Annotated in this window: 10 protein-coding genes; all 10 read right to left on the reverse strand. The window is 47.2% G+C overall.

Features of this window, described 5'->3' with window-relative positions; all coding sequences use genetic code 11:
• Window positions 1-115: 115 nt before the first annotated feature.
• On the reverse strand, window positions 116-1,030 hold the full coding sequence (locus Q369_RS0115065; RefSeq protein WP_031528628.1) for an anti-sigma factor: 915 nt from the start codon (window positions 1,028-1,030) through the stop codon (window positions 116-118).
• Window positions 1,027-1,572, reverse strand: a complete 546-nt coding sequence (locus tag Q369_RS0115070) for an RNA polymerase sigma factor (protein ID WP_031528629.1) — start codon at window positions 1,570-1,572, stop codon at window positions 1,027-1,029. Before Q369_RS0115070 ends, Q369_RS0115065 begins: the two co-directional genes overlap by 4 nt.
• 240 nt (window positions 1,573-1,812) lie before the next feature.
• Window positions 1,813-2,541, reverse strand: a complete 729-nt coding sequence (gene gldF, locus Q369_RS0115075) for a gliding motility-associated ABC transporter permease subunit GldF (protein WP_031528630.1) — start codon at window positions 2,539-2,541, stop codon at window positions 1,813-1,815.
• Window positions 2,542-2,574: 33 nt separating this feature from the next.
• Window positions 2,575-3,090: a DUF4199 domain-containing protein gene (locus Q369_RS0115080; RefSeq protein WP_031528631.1), complete on the reverse strand. Its 516-nt coding sequence runs from the start codon at window positions 3,088-3,090 to the stop codon at window positions 2,575-2,577.
• A 34-nt stretch (window positions 3,091-3,124) separates the two neighbouring features.
• Window positions 3,125-3,685: a DUF4199 domain-containing protein gene (locus Q369_RS0115085; protein ID WP_031528632.1), complete on the reverse strand. Its 561-nt coding sequence runs from the start codon at window positions 3,683-3,685 to the stop codon at window positions 3,125-3,127.
• Window positions 3,682-4,965, reverse strand: coding sequence for a dihydroorotase (locus tag Q369_RS0115090; protein WP_031528633.1), 1,284 nt, complete (start codon window positions 4,963-4,965; stop codon window positions 3,682-3,684). The genes Q369_RS0115085 and Q369_RS0115090 overlap by 4 nt, the downstream gene beginning before the upstream one ends.
• 76 nt (window positions 4,966-5,041) lie before the next feature.
• Window positions 5,042-5,422 (reverse strand): glycine cleavage system protein GcvH, encoded by a 381-nt coding sequence (gcvH, locus tag Q369_RS0115095; RefSeq protein WP_031528634.1) that lies wholly within the window; start codon window positions 5,420-5,422, stop codon window positions 5,042-5,044.
• Between the two features lie 75 nt (window positions 5,423-5,497).
• The gene (gene sov, locus Q369_RS0115100; protein WP_031528635.1) at window positions 5,498-12,655 is read right to left on the reverse strand and encodes a T9SS outer membrane translocon Sov/SprA; all 7,158 of its coding nucleotides are present in this window, start codon (window positions 12,653-12,655) and stop codon (window positions 5,498-5,500) included.
• A 99-nt stretch (window positions 12,656-12,754) separates the two neighbouring features.
• Complete coding sequence (gene ruvA, locus Q369_RS0115105) at window positions 12,755-13,345, reverse strand: Holliday junction branch migration protein RuvA (protein ID WP_031528636.1); 591 nt, start codon at window positions 13,343-13,345, stop codon at window positions 12,755-12,757.
• 33 nt (window positions 13,346-13,378) lie between these two features.
• Window positions 13,379-14,938 (reverse strand): lytic transglycosylase domain-containing protein, encoded by a 1,560-nt coding sequence (locus tag Q369_RS0115110; protein WP_229206849.1) that lies wholly within the window; start codon window positions 14,936-14,938, stop codon window positions 13,379-13,381.
• Window positions 14,939-15,063 lie beyond the last annotated feature (125 nt).

Genomic DNA, 15,063 nt, shown 5'->3' on the forward strand with positions numbered 1-15,063 from the left:
TCATGCTGAGCGCAGTCGAAGCAACATGCACAATGCTGATTACAAGTTGCGCCGCCTTGTCATGCTGAGCGCACCGGGCCGCCGGGCGGTCGAAGCACTTTGCACAATGCGGAAACTAGCTCACTTTCCCCATTACATACATCTCCTCCATTGTCGGCGAGGGTACGCCGCCTTCTTTTTCCAATGTAATCGCGAATGCTACTGCGCCAGGTTTGGTGTTTTTCATTCTAAGTACTTTCCCGGCAAAATCCTTATCAATCATTCCGATATCCACCGGCTTGTTGTCCACGATCGTCCAGAGCTGGTACTGCTTGCCGGCAGGCGCTGCCGGGAGATTCTGCACATCGAGCATTACTTCGTTCGTCTGCTGGTTCCAGAATGCTGCAACGCTGCTTTGAGGAGATTTTGGCATACCGGCCATTTTTACCACTTTGTACTGTGGATCCCGGTACATTCCCGCAAGCGATTCTGTATAGGCGAGATTGCTTTTCATTCCTTCCATCTCACCACGCATACTGCCGATTTCGGCCGCTAGTTGTTCGTTGCTGTTCTTATAGTTGCTGATCTGCATTGCCGACCAGCCTGCAAAAAGCGCCAGCAGAATGGCAGCCGCAGCCGCAATCTTTGCCCACAGGGGAGTTACTTCTCTTGTTTCAACCTCTACCCTTTCAAACGCATCGCCTATCACCTTACCACCATCAGCCTCCACAACCCTGGGTGCTTCGATGCTATTGTTTACTTTAACTTCTTCCTGAGTGCCGGCAGTATCACCGTTTTGCGTGTCATTATTTGTATCACCAGCCGAATCAAAATTCATCATTGCGAAAATCGACTCTTTCAATGAAGCCGGAGGTGGTGTTTGATGTTTCAATGCATATTCTTCCAAAGCATTCTCAGTTCTCATCAACTCTTCCTTAATCTCCGGATAAATATGAGACATACACTCGACCTCCTGTTTTTCCTGAGGAGAGACAGTGCCCAATACATATTCTTCCAATATGCCGGACTCTATGTATGCTTGGATATTCATGCTGCAAAGTATTGTTTTAACTCTTGTAACGCGGTCCGGATCCTCGATTTCACCGTGCCCAGCGGAATGCTCAGCTCCTCGGAAATCTCTTCATGAGTGTACCCCTGGAAATAAGCCATGTCAATAAGAATTTTTCGCTCGGGCCGAAGCATATCTATGATTGCCTTCATTTCCGAACTCGTTGTCTGTAAATCTTCGTACGCGTCTTTTTCATTCCTCACCGCTACGTCATCGATATCACCCATTGCCGGTTTTCTTCCTTCTACCCTCACCGCGTCAATCGCGCCGTTTCGCGCAATGTTCATAATCCATGTAAACAGCCGTCCTTTCTCCGGATTGTATGAAGCTATATTCTTCCAGATTTTAACGAAGGATTCCTGTAATACATCTGCGGCTTTCTCCTCGTCCCTTAACGTTTTTGAAATGATATTAAACAAAGCGCCAGAGTAATGGTCGTACAGGAAATCAAATGCTACCTTCTCATTCCTTTTGAGAGCCAGCACGAGTTCCTCTTCCGAGTATTTTACCTTGCTTGTCGCCAAGAGTCGCTTAATAGTTAATTGTGCATTACTTGCTGGCAATCTAGCGAAATTTCCCAAGAACCGGTCAGCGCGATTGTAAATTATTGCCCCGCCCGGCCGCCTCTTCCAACTGCCGGATTGCACATGTTCAACACGAGAGTTGGGTGTTATATAAAAGGCGATCATCTAGGTGTGTTTTCGATCATATACGATCAAATACACGCGGTTAGATCAAAAGGTTAATGTTGAATTTCAAAGCTTTTACTTTCTCAGCTTTTCGACACGCCAGAGGGTCAGAACAAGGAAGAAAGCAATGAGACTCAGCAGGTAAATGACGTTTCGTGAATCAACCAGTCCCTTGCCGAGTGCGAGGTACTGCTCGTCGAGCGACACCCACAAAAACAGTTTCGAAAGTACGCCGCTGCCAAGCATCTGAGAGATCGCGCTAAACCCAACGTACCAAATAAACGCTAGGAATACCCCGAGTATGAATGCTACAATCTGATTGTCGTTGAGCGAAGAGGCCCACAAGCCCATTGATACCACCGCTCCGCTAAACAGCAGCAGTCCGATGTAAGATCCTGCGACTGCGGCCGAGTCAATATTTCCTACCGGACTACCCAGCTGGTAAATGCTGTAGTAATAAATTAGTGTTGGTAATAATGTCAGTAAAACGAGACTCCAGTTGGCCAGAAACTTGCCGATTACCAGGTCTGCATTGGTAATCGGTTTGGTAAGCAGCAGCTCGAGTGTACCATTCCGGGCTTCTTCTGCAATAGATCGCATGGTAATAGCCGGGATCAGGAACAGCAGCACGTAAGGCGCTAGACGGAAAAACGATCCCATATCTGCATAACCGTAGTCGAGGATATTGGAATCCGGAAAAACCCAGACGATCAGTCCGATCGCAGTAAGAAACACGACCATCACCATGTAGGCGATCAGTGAATTGAAAAAGCTGCCAATCTCTTTCCGGAAAATTGCAAACACTGTCTGGATTTTAAAATATCAACCTTGAAAAAGCTATTCAAAAACGGGTTTGTCCCGGCGGATTATTGCAGCTACGATCAGGGAAATAATAAAACCTGTCACCACATAGCCAAGTACGCCCATCACAAACACAATTCCGGGAGACATGAATTTCTGCGAAAGCTCCATAGCCTGGTCAATTTGCGCATCGTCCATTCCTTTCCGCTCCATATCTTCCCTCACCTGGTCCATACTTTGGGTTAGCAATGTATTGTCTATAAACTGAATGTAAAACATCGTGAACGCAGAGCTGAGCAGCCCCATTACCGCGGAAACCAGTGATCCTACTCCTAGTCCTTCTCCGTAACTAATGAAACCTTTGTTTTGCTCCCGAAAATTCTTCATTGCCAACACAATCGCAACGATCATAAATACAAACGACAACGAGGAAAGCAGCTTGTTCTGGCCTAGACCGGCCACGTTGATGATAGTTGTGTAAATCATGATGACAACCGAAGCCAGTACGCCGTACTTCAAAGCCACCCGGGCGGTAGATGTTTTTTCTTCCATTAGTTGCTAGATTGTTTCAGGTAAGTCGATAGGTTTAAGATTTATTATGAAAAACGCCGTAATCCTGCTTTCTGAATATCAATGAAATAACTAGGATTGGGATAATCGCCATTACTGTCTTCTTGCTTACTTCATCCATGATAATCTCCGATCGCTCCATACTGCCAACTCCATTATACATTTTCATAAACTCGGCTTCCCCGATGTTCTTCACCAGCTCCGCTTTTCCTTCGAGCATCAGCGTTTTCATTTCGGCGAGGTAATTGGTAAAAACAGCCGGATCAATGTAAGTAACAAAAAAGTAGATCAGCCACCCCGCGATCAGCGCGCCTATGGTATTGACGACGTACCCAATTGTGAGCGCTTCCCAAAGGTGTAAAAATCCATTCCCCACCTTTTTGCGGTAATACCAGCACGCTCCTGCAATTAATATGATGTGAATACCAAAGTCCATTACCTTGTTATTTCCCAGCGGAACAATGCCCATCAGATATAACCCGATAAAAAAGACAAATAGCAGTATCCCCAATGCCAGCCCGAACAGCAGCGAAAGTTTGAGAATAGGTTTGTTAAAATACGCAATGATCGATTTCATGAATACCACTCCTGTTTACCGTTGTTGATCACCCCACTTACTTTGCCTTTCAGCGTCTGTCCCAAAAACGGTGTATTTTTTGATTTAGAGTAGCTCTTATTAAATGTCCATTCTGCTTCCGGTTCGAAGAACGTCAGGTTTGCTACGTCTCCTACTACAATGCCCGTAGCAGGTAGCCGCAGGATGGATCTTGGCTTACTTGTGAATTTTTCAATGATTTGTTCCACACTTAATCCACTGTGCATTACTGCTAACGAGAAAGCAGTTTCAAGACCGGTTATACCAAAGTCCGCGTGGTCGAATTCCAGGTTTTTACTCTCTTCATCGTGCGGATTGTGGTCAGATACAATAGCATCGATTGTTCCGTCTGCCAGCCCCGCCCTCAATGCAGCCCGATCGTCCGCAGAACGGAATGGCGGGTTGACTTTCAGGTTAGTATCAAAACCAAGTAAGTCCGAGTCTTCGAATGCAAGCTGGTGCGCGGCTACATCACAGGATACCGGCAAGCCCCGCTTTTTAGCGTCGCGAATCAGGTCGACAGCAACCGAAGTCGATATCAATGAAATATGCAGTACCGGATCGGCATTGCTGTACATGCTTTTTTCCAATGCATATTCAAGCAGTTTCAGGTCGCGAATCAACATCATTTCCTCTGCCAGAGCCGGGATACCTTTCATGCCCGTCAATGTACTTGTTACGCCTTCGTGCATTTGTCCGTACAATGCAAGTTCTGCATCCTCAGGCCGGTTCATGAGCAATGCATTCAGCGGGCGGAGGTACAGGATCGTTTTCAGGAGCAGGTCCGCACTTTGAACCGCGTGCTCTCCGTCTGTAAATGCGATTGCCCCGGCAGTATGCAGGTCTATCATTTCTGTAAAGTCCACACCTTCCGCTTTCCGGGTTACCGACGCAGTGGGTCGCAAAGTAACCAGACTGCCGCTACCCGCCTGGCGGATATAGTTGAGGGTATCTTTACTATGCACCACCGGATTGGTGTTCGGCAGCAGGACAATCTCCGTGAAACCGCCATGCGCGGCCGCGGCACGCACCGTTGTCAAATCTTCCTTGTGTTCAAACCCCGGGTCACGCGCAGCTACGCGCATATCTATCCAGCCGGCAGATACACAGAGCCCATTCGTTTCCCTGATCACCGCATCGTCCGCGGAGAGGTTATCCCCTATTTCTTTTACTTTCCCGTCTTCGATAAAAATGTCTTTAACCTGGCCGCTGAACGGCGATTTACTGTCAATGATTCGGACGGATCGGATTAGCAATTTCATATTCTAAATTGGTAGCCGGATGCATTTGTTGATCCGGTTTCAAAAAAAAAGCTCCTAATGGAGCTTCAACCTTTTATCAGGCACCTATAAATTTTTGGTAGTCTTCTGCGGATAACAGCCCGTCCCCGTCAGCGGGACCAGCAAGGCTGATTTTTACCATCCAGCCGCGTCCGTAAGGATCTGTATTTACAAGTTCAGGCTCACTGTCAAGTGCTTCATTTACTTCAAGCACCGTTCCAGCTACTGGTATGAATAAATCAGAAACCGTTTTCACAGCTTCCACTGATCCGAAAACTTCCCCTTTTTCCAGCTGATCCCCAACAGTATTGATATCCACGTATACAATATCGCCCAGTTCGTGCTGCGCATGATCCGTGATTCCGATTGTTGCTGTATCGCCTTCGATTAGAATCCACTCGTGGTCTTCTGTATACTTTAGATTTGAAGGGAAATTCATGATTTATTAGGTAAGTTTTGGATGAATCTGATCCGCAAATTACATGATGTGACGTGTATTTTCCAAATCAAAAATTTATTCAGCCAAATTGAACTTCAACTGTACGCCACCTGAGGTACTGGCCCGGTAAAACGAGTTGGAAACAAGCGGGTCGTTGAATGTCCGATCGAAGTAAAACTGTACACTTAGCCGGTTGTTAACCATATAGTTAACAGTTGGCCGCAGCTGGAAGTTGATGTTACCTGCAATCGGGATATTCTCTCCGTCAAACTTCCGCTGGATAGATCTGGTATCACGGAAAGTCATTCCTAATTGCATTGTCATATCATTCTTCAAAGTCTTCTTCACCCCATTCAATTTGAACGGCAGCTTTACATTGTTTTTGGTAAAACCAATGTTCACCGTTACATCCTGATTGAACAACTCAGCAACCTGGGAATTGGAAAGGTTCAATGCGATCGTCCGGTCTCTGTTATACTCCATTCTCGCAGTAATCCTGCTCTGCGTACGTACCTCAACACCCACCAGCGGCTGAAACTTCTCCGACAAGGTAATGGTGCTCATCGCAAACACAGGAATATACTGACCAAGATCATTCAATCTCGACGACAATGGATAACCCGTCACAGCCAGGTTCACATACAAAGCCTCGTAATCCAGCGAGGAGGTGAAGTTACCCACACTATAATTGGACATATACTTGTGCTTCAAGGTAAACGAGCTGAAAAGCCTTTTGAATGCAGGCAGCTGAGATAACCCGTTATAGCTGAAATCCCAGTTTGGCATCGGAAATTTCAGGAATGGATTTGTTCGCACCGTATTCGGATCCTTACCCGTGTAAGCTGCAAAGAATGACGAGATCAATACATCCTGAGAAGTCTCATTGTACTCACCGCCGCTCCTGTTCTCCTGGTTCAGCCTGTCGCGGATAATTTCCCGGTAAGCTCTGAATTTATCAAAAACGGGCGAAGAATTATCCCGGCGCATTTTCGCGAATGCAGTCCGGAACGACATAAATGACATACTGAACTGTCCATTCCGCAATGGGCTTTGAGAAGCAAATCCACCGCTGGTATCTGGCCGGTAGAATTCCTGATAAGCATCCTGGCGCGTCAGTCGCGCTTCGATAATCAGCCTGAAATCCTTGAATGGTTCCAGTGTTGTGTTCGCAGAAAAGTTCTTCGCAATTGTTTGCTGGAAAGGCATATTCTGCTGCTCACTTCGGGTAATCCAGCCTTTCTCGGCTGCTTTTTTCTGGAAGTTCCTGTCCTGCTGGCCGAGCACGAAAGGTAAGCCAGGTGCATTGGCGTCGTCAATCCCGAAATACTTGGGTGCGCGCAGGTAACCCGGCAATGCGGTCGTTTCCAGCACCGAGTAGCTCACGTTGATACCGCGAACGGTCATCAGCGCGCGGGTAAGACTTTTCAGCACGTCCGTTGTGCGCATATCAATATCCTCGATATCACCCGGGCTACGTGCAAAATTCTTGCGCCCCGCGGAAGGTGTGTTGGCAAATTTGAGGTAGCGCAGCTTATTGTAAAGCAATACAAAATCGACTTTACCTGTTACCCCGCGCTCTCTGCTGTTTCGAATAATGTCCCCAAAAGGCAGCCCGGTGGTATCCCGCAGCCCAAGCGCATTGGCCTGGTACTGGTAAGCAACGGAATGCTTGTAGTCCGCCGTCATCCAGTCTGTAAGCGGTATTTTATCGAGCGGCAGCCTGTAAGTCAGGTCAATTTTTTGGTCAAAATTCTTGATCCGGCCCAGCTTTTTAAAATTCGTCCAAAGCGAATCCTTCTTCGCACCCGTGTCGATATCGCCCATTGGCTCGTCGATAATCGAATTAGCTGACGAGCTGTAATTCAGGGTCATGTTCCTCGTAAGGTTCCACCCGAAATCGTAGTAGCGGTTGAACCAGAAGTATTTTTCATAAAGCGGCTGAATACCATCGGTAGTAAGATCTGCATTACGCAGCTGTGTTTTCAGGAAACGCCGGTCTACGTCGGTTCTCAACGAAACCATATTAGGCAGCAAAGTCACGTTAAAATCCTTGATTAATTCGCCCCACCTGTTTTTAGGTGTCCACTTTTTAAATGGTTCAAATGCCTTTGGCTGGCTACTGTACACATAGGAAATCCCTCCTTTGTACATCCGCTGATTATATTCCTGTGTAAGGACATTCCGTCGCTTATCGTCACTGAATGCGTAAGTGAACGAGAAGTTTTCAAAATCGTAAAAATGATTTCTTGCTCCCGGTCTCGTTTTTACTTTCCTGACATTCGAGAAGTTAATACCACGCCTTACCGCATTTTCTTCGACCATGCGACGATAGCCGTCGCGTTGTTCGTCGGTAAGCAAATTATCCAGCGATGTATTCAGCGGTGTATCCGGATCAAGCGGGTTGAAATGCGGCTTAACATTCCTGCGATCGTAACTCACAAACAGCGGAATACTGAACCCCCAGCTGGCAGGAAGCAATTTATCTACTGCGATATTTGACGAAAATCCATATTCCTGGGTAAGGTTCCGCGAGCGTTCACCGATCCGCTGCTGAACACTTCCGAATCCAAATGTTTCCAAGCGCCCCGAGGCTGTAAGCGTAGCAAAATCTGCAAGCTTGGCATCCAGCTGTGCGATCGCCGCCATACCGCCCCTGTCGTCGAAACCCTCCACGTGCAGCTCATCTACCCACAAGCAGAAGCTCTTCGGCCGCTGATCCGCTGATTTCGGATTGCGCATACCAATCATCATGACACGCACTGAACTCAAATCAGGATTACCCACGACAGTTAGCTTGTATCGTCCATCCGCAGTTTGCATGGTGTAAGGCACGCTCAGGTTTCTATCAACCTGCCTGTTCCGCTGAGCTTTCGCCTCGATCAGATCTGCCAATGCGATATTGATCTCATTCTCTTCCGGCCATATTTCCTCTCTTAACTTAGGACCGGACGAAGTGGCTCTCAGCGAAGAAAGATCAATCTCATAGTAGTTTTGGGTTAAATCAGTACCGATACGCATGAAGGTTCCTACCATTCCACTCTCATCCTGGTCATTCTGCATGTGCACATACATACGCAGCCTTTTTCTGAACAAGAGATCCAGATTGACATTCTTGAAAACGGCACGGGAATCACCATCACGCAGATCAGTCACGCAGAGACTCATGGACTGTTCATTCAGCTGCAGCGGAGGACGCTGGGTATTGTCCAGATCACGCTGCCAGCCCGGAGGAATGTCATATTGGTACTTATCGCCGCCAGTTGTGGCATCCCTGTTTTTGTTTTCTTCAATACTTACCGTACCCACAGTGAACTTCGCATCGTAAGGCTCGGGCACTTCCTGCAAGCCCGGCGCATCGAGATTAGAAGTGTATTTACGGTATTGCTGACCTACCATTTGCAACTGTGCAAATCTAAGCACGACAGGCTGCTGGAAGTCGGTCAAATACATGCGCATGAAACGAATGGACTTGAACCCATTCATATTTCCGATCACTCCTGAAAACTCTTTAATCGGAACCCGGAACAGGTACCAGTTTTGTCCGTCTGTTTCCGTTTTGTCAACAATATATCCGTTCCCTACTGCAAGCTGGTTCGGTTTCAGATCAATTTCATATTCGTAGTAGGATTCGTTGTCGTTAATCGTATTGTCGACATTCAAATCCTCTCCGTCAGGAACATTCGTAGAAGCCGGCGTAACGTCCGCAGCTCTTCCCAGACTTTCAGGAGAGTTGTTTTCCATTCCCAGATAATTTTTGTAGCGTTCCAGCACTTTGGCATCTGCACTATCCAGGTCGGAACCGAGGAAGAATCGGAAATCGTCGCCGGAAGGGTCAGCCAGGATACGCTCGCGTGCAGCTGGCGTCAGGTTCGCAGGCAGTCTGTCTATAAACTGGCGGAAGAAAGCACGCTCCTCTTCATTTGATAATCCGTCAAGACCAATATCCTGGCGCTCTCTTGCTCCGGGCTCATTGCTGAATGCATTGATCAGATATTGAGATTTAGTAGCATATCCCCAGGCCGTAGAATCTACATTGACGCCAACCTGTTTCGGGCCGATAGGCAGTCCATTTTCAAAATTGTAACGCTCGTCGGGAATTACATCTTCCGAGATATCCCCCAGGTTAAAGACAAGCTTACCTCCTGTTGTGTTGTTAGCTCGTTCAAATCCATCTCTGACAACCCCATTTGGACCGGGAATGAATGGATCCAGCATCCAGAACTCGATGCTTTCAATGTTTGCATTATCAAAATCATTATCAGAAGTAATGGCCCGGCTGATCGCCCCGAAATTTTGACGCGGTGCTTTTAGCCGGCCGTCGGGATTCAGATCTGTGTTGTAATTGTACATCCCCCTTTCACTTGGGTAGAAAGCGATGTCAAGCACCTGCTGCGGATAGGTTATCAATCCTGCAATGGGGCGGTTAGGGAAAATATCATTGGGAAGGAACAACCGCTCGTAGAAATTCTTGCGATCCGCTTCTTCAATGTTGGCAGGTGGCTGGTAACCTCCGCCAAGCCCCTGCGCTCCTCCAAAAATATTGTCAACCGTATAGGCAGAGATTTTTGCCCTTCTATATCCGTAATTCAGGGTTCTGCCGTCAAATCCGGTCCTGAACTGGGCAGGAACAGACGCAAGCCGCCACTTCTGAGGCTGGCGCGAAAGGTCGTAAATTGTACGGGCCGCCTCGAAATCGTCTACCAGTGATCGGTTATTTACATCTTTGGAAACACCCGGAAGTAGTTTCGCAAATTCCCCTTTAAACTGAATGCTTGACATTTCCTTGGTCTGGATCAGCGGCAATGCATCAAGGAGCTTGGTTAAAAACGGTACATCTTTTCTGAACCTGATATCAAAGCCGAGCATGGTATTGTTCACAGGCTCATTTCCGATTGCCACCCTGGACAAGAATCCTGCCGGTCTCTCGCGGTACTTGATCGCTGTCAATCCGATGCTCATATCCCGGTTTACCACATAGTCGAGGCGCGTTCCCAATAAAGAACGGACCTGGTTCTGGAACATATCCGGTCTTTCATATTCAATGACAATCTCCCGCCCTGAGTTAAGCACACTTCCATTGAGCAAACGCACTCGCCCGATCTGCGCTTCAACAATGTAATCGGAGCCAGGTGAAAGGGGCACACCGCCTGAGGTGACTGTTACAGAAGTTTCGAGTACCCCGAATGGAAGCTGTACTTCGGCTCCCCCGCTGGTCTGGTAAGATCCTTTGAGAAAAAACTTATTGCGCTCAGTAACCTGCTGCGCGTCTATCATCGTAGTCCGGTACAGCTCATTGAACACGTATTTATTCCGGAAAGCGTCCTCACCTGCCCCGAACTTGCGGGCCAGGTTTGTTCCGAATGGTTCAAGAACAGGGAAAATGATTCTGCCGGATCTGCTATCAATGGTAATCCCTTCTACGTAATCAAAATTACCGTCAGGTTGCAGATCGTTTACAGGGTTGAGCCTGTCCAATCCCGCGAGCCGGATCAGCGGCACATTGGCGATGCTGCTTTCCTGTAAATTGGGGTTATCAATACCTGTCTGGTCATCTTTGTAAATAACACGCAATTGGAATCCTTGCTTGTCAATCTGACTGGTACCCAGTGAATAGATGTTTTTCATCATCAAATCCCACATCGGCAGCCGGGTGTTGTTGCGGATCGTCGACGATTTAAGCAGTTTCAAAGCAATGACCTCGTTATCCTGGCGCGCCTGATAATCTTCGGTAAGTTCACCCACCTTAAATGCGCGCCCATTCAACGTATATTCATAAGAGACTGCGAGCACTTCGTCGTTTCTCAGCGCATTGGTCAGCGATATATAACCGAGCTGCGGATGAAAAGTGTAGTCGCGATCTGCTACCAGTCTTTTCGCGCCACGGAGCAATTCGTAGTCGAGTGTTTTTTCAAGGCCCAGCGAAGTAATCGCACTGTTGGTATTATCAACCTGCCGGAATGCGGTATTTTCAGTTAAGGTTTTGTACAATCCGTTTGCTTCATTGTCGGCCGGAGAGCTGGAACGGATCGGCTGCAGGCTTGGATTGGCCGACTTGTACGGAGCAGGCTCGCCCAGATCCGCGAAACCCACCACATTCCTCAGGGATTCGGTTGTTGTAGTCCGGTTAGTCACATACACTTCGATCCGGGTTACGGTAACCCCGGAAGTGATTGTAGGAGTATTCCGCAACGAGCTTTCGTAAATATTTCTGAAATATTGAGAGAGGAAAAAGTTGCGGTTTTCATCGTAAGTATCAGCACGCAGCTCGAAATCCCGGTTTTGGGCGCCACCTCTTAGGACGATCCGCTCCTTGCTTGACTTTTGTTGGGAAGCCACAAAGGTCGCGTTCAAACGGCCGAACTGAAAATCAGTCTTCAAACCAAACAGGTTTTGAACGCCCGGAATCAGCTGGCTGTTGATCGCCCAGTTGATATTACCAGCTTCAATTTTCCGTATAAAGCTCTCCTCCGGATTCTTGTAATTCAGTTTAATCGCGTTCTCGAAGTTGAAGTTGGCCTTTGTATCAAAGTTTGTCTGAAAGCCCAGCTGATCGCCTAATCTCGCATCGAAGTTGATGCTGATCTGCTCATTGAAAATAAATTGAGTATTGCGACGCTGGCGGATCGGGATCGCCGGGTTATCCAGGAACTGATGCATTAAGCCCAGGTCAAGCGAGACAAAGCCAGTGGGTTTGAAGTTAATGAAATCATCGCCCAGCAACTTCGAAAGTCCGGGTGGTATATCCAATTTAGGCAACAACCCACGGGCTCCCATTGCACTTTTCCCATCCTGCCTGCCTGCATACTCGCGCAGCAAACTCTTGAATGCCCGGTCTTCCTGGATCTTATCATAAGTTTCAAGATCCATACGCTCGGGGGCGCGGAAATTCAGGTCGCCTGACTGCGTTCTGACTTTTTCAGTCACCGCAATCTTGCCGGCACTATCCAGAATAATATTGGTAGAGATATTCGCCGGGTCCCGGAGGTAAAAAGGAGAGCGGGGACGCGGCTCGGCGATCCGGTTGGAATAGTAATCCTTCCAGCGTGTGATCAGCTGGTTCCCGGACCTGTCGACTGTTCTTCTGTTCGTATCGGGAATGGTATCTTCCACAACCCACTCCTGCGGATGCTGTGAATATGGTTCATCCGCATCAACCGAGATATTGGCCAGCAAAGCCGCTCCGGCTGATATACTTAAGACTTTAAATAGAAAAGAGTAAATCGTTGATGACAAAGTAATAGACTTATTTAGAGAAGGTTGTAATTACAATCAAATCCATCAAGACGATTTTATCTGCGTAAAGGTTTTTACAAGAATGCATTGCGGCTCAGGTTAACGAAGCGCTAGTTTTATCAAGTTTTCTACTGTGAGTTCAGACCCTTCCCTTTTGATAATGGCGTCCACGCTTTTCTCTGCCGTGGCCTTCGGGATTCCGAGGGTGATCAAGGCAGCGAGGGCTTCATTTTTCAAAGTTCCGGAAGATGTGTCTGACGATTTCTGACCTGTTGATACCAGCTCTTCCTTGCGTATTTTATCTCTTAATTCCAGAATGACGCGTTGAGCAGTTTTTGATCCAATGCCTTTAATGGACTGGATCAGTCGAAGATCTTCATCTATTATCCCCTGCCTTATTTCAGATGAAGATAGGGAAGAAAGCATGACAAGAGCCGTCGACGGACCTATTCCTGAAATTGTGATCAGATCGAGGAAAAGTTTTTTTTCGTCGCTTCCCCAAAAACCATATAACACATGTGCATCTTCCCTGATACTCAAAAACGTTACAAGTTTGCAACGTTCACCCGGCTCGGGAAGTGAGGTATAAGTTTGTAAGGATATGCGAACTTCGTAGCCCAATCCGTTCACATCGATAATCGCATATGCCGGGTCTTTGTACGCTACAGTTCCGTTAACGTAGGCAATCATATAAATAGTATGTGCATTGTGGACTGTTGAACATTAGGCAGAAATGATCAGTTTTTGTCCAGGCTTAATAGAATTACCTCTGATATTGTTTCTCTTTTTCAACTGTCCGATTTCGAGTCCGTAACGTTGTGAAATGATCCACAGCGTGTCGCCCTTCTGAACAGTATGGTAACGCTTTCTGGTATGCCTTGCCTGGTTATATGTTTTCTGCTCGTCTGCTTTTGAAGCTGCCGCTGCTACTCTCGTCGCAGCCGGCGCGGTTTCTTTGACAGTTTTATAGATCACCAGCCGCTGTCCTCTGTTGATTGCTGATCTGCTGATGCGGTTCCATTTTTTCAGTTCAGCAACACTCACGTGGTATCTTCTCGAAATGGTGGATAAGGTTTCTCCCTTGCGTACAGTGTGGCTGGTTTTTTTAGTGCGGTTTCTTTCAATCAATCCCTGCTCTTCTCCTCCGTCCTCATCTTCATCCATTTCCGATGACTGACTGGCTAATGCATAAGGGAATGCCTTATTGACGCCCAGGGAGTCTGTTCTTGTGCTATCCGCTTTTGCAACAAGCGCCCCATTCAGCAGCTTACCTGTGCAGTAGTTCATGATAGAATCACGGTTGCTGACAAAGTAAGTGTATTGTACGCTCGGTACTTTAAGAACGAAATCGCGGGTATGTGCAGGGAGTGACGTTTTAGTAATCTGAGGATTCAACTTTTTGAGATCCTCCATATTAACATGGCTCTGCTCGCAAAAAACAGCAAGATCAATGTAACCGTTAATGTGAACAGTATCATGAGGAATCTGGAATTCGGTGGTTTCCGGGAAAATACCGTGGTCGTGCCCATAGTTCATCATATAATTCATCGCCACATACTGCGGAACGTAGGAGCGTGTTTCTCGTGGAAGCACATTGTAGATCGTCCAGAACGTGGTCCCTCTCGACCGCCGCATTGCGCGTTTCACGTTGCCTGGTCCTGTGTTGTAAGAAGCCAGTGCAAGCTCCCAGTCACCAAAAATCCTGTAAAGCTGTTTGAGGTAAAGACAAGCTGCTTCTGTGGCTTTCACAGGTTCGAAACGCTCATCAATGTATTTATCCTGATACAAACCGAACTCGCGACCGGTTGCCGGCATGAACTGCCACAGACCGCCAGCACGTGCATGGGAAATGATGGTAGGATTTAAGCCGGACTCGATCATGGACAGGTATTTCAATTCAGTCGGCAGGCCGTGCTTCTGCAATGCTTTTTCAAACATTGGAAAAAACAAAGGCATACGCGCCATCATTGTCCGGGTAAAATCGGCTTTTTTATAAATGAAATATTCCACAAACTCGTGAGAGGACTTGTGGTAGGTAAGCGGTATAGACTTTTCAAGTTTAGCAAACCGTGTTTTCAGGAGATCCTGGGGAACAGCCGGGTTAGGTCCTATTTCTTCAACTTCGGGCAGGTACGGAAGCAGGTTTGCTTCCTCCTGAGCTTCGGTTTTAAGCGTATCTTGCTCGAATGTTAACTTCTCCTGTGGAATTACCGCCATTGCGGGTGCGTTCCAGATTCCTGCACACATGGCTCCGAGCCACAATACTTTTTTTGAAAGCCTCATTAATCAAATGTTTTTTGAAGGTTAATCAATTCACGGTTTTCGATGGCTAGTACCTGTTTCTAAACTATTTACAGGCTGAAAATCCTCTTTTCAAAACTCCCTACTCGGGAAATCGCCCTGATGAA

Origin of the sequence: Dyadobacter crusticola DSM 16708 (assembly GCF_000701505.1) — a bacterium.
In the GTDB taxonomy this organism is placed as follows: domain Bacteria; phylum Bacteroidota; class Bacteroidia; order Cytophagales; family Spirosomataceae; genus Dyadobacter; species Dyadobacter crusticola.

Excerpts from the sequence above, each read along its gene's own strand:
- Q369_RS0115065 (WP_031528628.1), bottom strand. The coding sequence starts at position 1,030 with ATGAATATCCAAGCATACATAGAGTCCGGCATATTGGAAGAATATGTA.
- Q369_RS0115080 (WP_031528631.1), bottom strand. The coding sequence starts at position 3,090 with ATGGAAGAAAAAACATCTACCGCCCGGGTGGCTTTGAAGTACGGCGTA.
- Q369_RS0115085 (WP_031528632.1), bottom strand. The coding sequence starts at position 3,685 with ATGAAATCGATCATTGCGTATTTTAACAAACCTATTCTCAAACTTTCG.
- Q369_RS0115090 (WP_031528633.1), bottom strand. The coding sequence starts at position 4,965 with ATGAAATTGCTAATCCGATCCGTCCGAATCATTGACAGTAAATCGCCG.
- gcvH (WP_031528634.1), bottom strand. The coding sequence starts at position 5,422 with ATGAATTTCCCTTCAAATCTAAAGTATACAGAAGACCACGAGTGGATT.
- ruvA (WP_031528636.1), bottom strand. The coding sequence starts at position 13,345 with ATGATTGCCTACGTTAACGGAACTGTAGCGTACAAAGACCCGGCATAT.
- Q369_RS0115110 (WP_229206849.1), bottom strand. The coding sequence starts at position 14,938 with ATGAGGCTTTCAAAAAAAGTATTGTGGCTCGGAGCCATGTGTGCAGGA.